The following is a 2,927-nucleotide window of genomic DNA, read 5'->3' as shown; positions in this document are numbered from 1 at the left end:
AACAGGGTGATTAATAACACCAACGGACATTTTGAAAAGAAAGTTGGTGCTATGTAAATGAATATTGACCAAGCACTAGATCAATTAAAAGATTACAGAAAAAAGTTGTACTTTCAGTGGAAACATGATATTCGTTATGACCAAACTAGGGATAAATTGACAGAGGAAGAATTGTTGAAACAGTTAATGAGAAAATCCCTTAATCCATATATAAAATGGGAACGTTCAAATGAGTATCAGAATCTAGTTTATTTGTATATGCAAGGTATGATTCACAATGACCTATTGCAAAGTTATCAGAAGGTGGCTGAGAAAAGTATCAGTGGGGATGAGAAATCAATCAAACTTTTACTTGATATGTCAAAAGTTATAAAGGATTATGCAAAGTTTGCCAGTAAGGAATTTGAAAAAAATAGTGAAGAAATTGAAGAAGATGATGATTTGGAAGTTTAGGGTGTACTATTCAGTACACTCTTTTTTTATGTAATCAGAAAGAGGTGATTCAATGGTGGCACTAACTAAGCGACAAAAATTAAATAAGATTATGAATGACTTTACTTTGTTCAGTAAGAACTTCATTTACATAATTGATAATAACAATGAAAAGATAAAATTTGATTTAAACTCAGCACAAATAGAATTACATGAACTAATGGAAAATAATCGTTTTGTAATTGTAAGTAAAGCACGACAAGGTGGGATAAGTACTTTTACACTTGCTAAAGCACTTTGGAGAGCAGTAAAAAATGATAATGAAAATATACTAATAGTTTCCTATAAATTAGATTCATCAAAGGCACTATTTGAAAAATTGAAACAGATGAATGAATGGCTGCCAAGAGAAAAGTATCCTGAATTGTTTCCAAAAGTTAGACGTGAAAACAGGGATGAATTATTTTTTGAAAATGGTTCAAGAATATCATGTTTGGTGGCTGGGAATAAGTCGATTGGTCGAGGTAGCACTTATTCTTATATTCACCTTTCTGAATATGCCTTTTACAGTAAACAAGAAATGCAATTACTGTCTGCGGAACAATCACTTATGAAAGGTGAGTCAAGCCAGTTGACCATAGAAACAACATCAAATGGTACTGGGAACAACTATTATAAATTGTTTATGTCTGCCTATAAGGGTAATTCAAAGTATAAAGCAATGTTCATACCTTTCTATCATGAATTATATAAGAAACAATTTAAGCATGACCATGACGAAGCGGAAAATTGGTATAAGGAAGATAATAATGGTAGAAGGTTATCTGTGAAAGATTTAGAGGATGATGAAAAAGTTTTATATAATGCAGGGGCAAATTTACGTTTCTTGATGTGGAGAAGGTATAAATTACTTGATATGGAATTGCAGGAGTTTCAACAAGAATATCCGAGTAATCCTATGGAAAGTTTTATCAGTACAGGACAATCTGTATTCGACCAAGCCAAAGTATTAGAACGATTAAACTATACAATAGAGCCAATTGAACGGAAAGTATTGATTGATGAATTACCGACAATATTACATAGATACATAAATAAGGGATTGTATATTTATCATTTACCGAAACGTGGAATGAAATATTATGGAGGTTGTGATACTGCCAGTGGTGGCGGTGGTGACTATTCAACAATTTCAATATTTGATAGTGAAGGTCAACAAGTGGTTTCATTCTATCACAACAAAGTACCTGTTTACTTGTTTGCAGAAATTGTAAATGAGATAGGCAGGTATTTTAATTATGCCTTTTTATGCATTGAAAGGAATAGTTACGGTTTACCCCTTTTAGAGAGGTTAAGAAAAGATTATAACTATTTAAACTTATACAAACAAAAGATTTTCGATCAAAAAGGTAAAAAGAAAATGCAATTAGGATTTATGACTACAGTTGCAACAAAGTCAATATTGATAAGTGACTTTAAGGAACAATTTGAACGTGGATTGATAAATGTTGAGTGTCGTGAAACATTACAACAAATGCAACTCTTTCAAGAAAATGCTAATGGTTCAACTGGGAATAAAAAAGGTGAGGGTAATCATGATGATTTAGTTATCAGTGTGGCTCTCTATGTTCAAGGTGCAAAAGCAGGGAAGTTTTATGTGGATATAAATTAAAGGGGTGTGAATAGATGAATATTGAACAATACATAAAAGAATATCATGATGGTCGTTCAGATTGGTTTATTGAAGAAGTTTCAACGGTAGCCAATCAATCAAGAGTATTAAAAGTGATGAACTTAAAAGATTATCTTTCAGGACAACATGCAATTACTCAAAGACCGAATGAATATTATAATGGGAAAGAGTTTGTACCAAGAAGGATAGTATTACAATATGCAAAGACATTATTAAACTTTCAAACTGCCTATTTAATGCAGAATCCTGTGACATTGACAGGTAATGAAACAGTTGTGAAGGAATATCAAAGAGTTAATAAAAAAGGTAAATATGACCGATTTAATATGTCTGTATTAGATAAAGTTAATAAGTACGGTATGGTGGCTGAATATGTCTATTTGGATAAGGGAGTAATTAAAAGTAAATTAATTGATTCAAGTGAATCATATCCAATTTATGATAATGAAAATAATCTAATTGCATTTATTGAAGCATATGTGACAGATGGAATTAGTTATTATGTTGTCTATACTGATGATGTAGTTTACAAATATGATAATCTAGGCGGTGATTTACGTTTAGTGGCTCAATATTCTAATTTGAGTGGGTTGCCTATTATTTATCATAATCAAAATGAATTGAGTGATGTAGAAGGTAGGAGTGACTTAGAGGATTATATTTCTATTTTGGACAGTATGGAAGATTTATTAAGTAAATATACTGATGGATTTTATAAGTTTATGAATCCTATTCCAGTGGCTATTGGTCAACAGTTAAAAGGTGATGGTCTACCTGTTCAAGTAAAGTGGACCCCATTGTC

3 protein-coding genes are annotated in these 2,927 nt (G+C 31.5%); all 3 read left to right on the top strand.

Annotated features, from left to right (window positions below; all coding sequences use genetic code 11):
* Window positions 1–57: 57 nt before the first annotated feature.
* Window positions 58–453 carry a hypothetical protein gene (locus P9E47_RS19740; RefSeq protein ID WP_326164463.1) on the top strand — a complete coding sequence of 132 codons (396 nt, stop codon included), beginning with the start codon at window positions 58–60 and terminating at the stop codon, window positions 451–453.
* Between the two features lie 52 nt (window positions 454–505).
* Entirely contained in the window at window positions 506–2,104 is a 1,599-nt protein-coding gene (locus P9E47_RS19735) for a terminase large subunit domain-containing protein (RefSeq protein WP_326164461.1), read from the top strand.
* Window positions 2,105–2,118: 14 nt separating this feature from the next.
* Window positions 2,119–2,927 (top strand): phage portal protein (locus tag P9E47_RS19730; RefSeq protein ID WP_326164459.1); only part of this gene is annotated, 809 nt, incomplete at its 3' end.

This window comes from Schinkia azotoformans (assembly GCF_035811335.1).
Classification (GTDB): Bacteria; Bacillota; Bacilli; order Bacillales; family Bacillaceae_J; genus Schinkia; species Schinkia azotoformans.
The sequence above is the reverse complement of the archived record's forward strand: the minus strand, read 5'-3'. Positions and strand labels throughout refer to the sequence as shown.

Bases quoted from the DNA above. Each gene is read 5' to 3' on its own strand.
- P9E47_RS19735 (WP_326164461.1), top strand. From the start codon at position 506: ATGGTGGCACTAACTAAGCGACAAAAATTAAATAAGATTATGAATGAC.
- P9E47_RS19740 (WP_326164463.1), top strand. From the start codon at position 58: ATGAATATTGACCAAGCACTAGATCAATTAAAAGATTACAGAAAAAAG.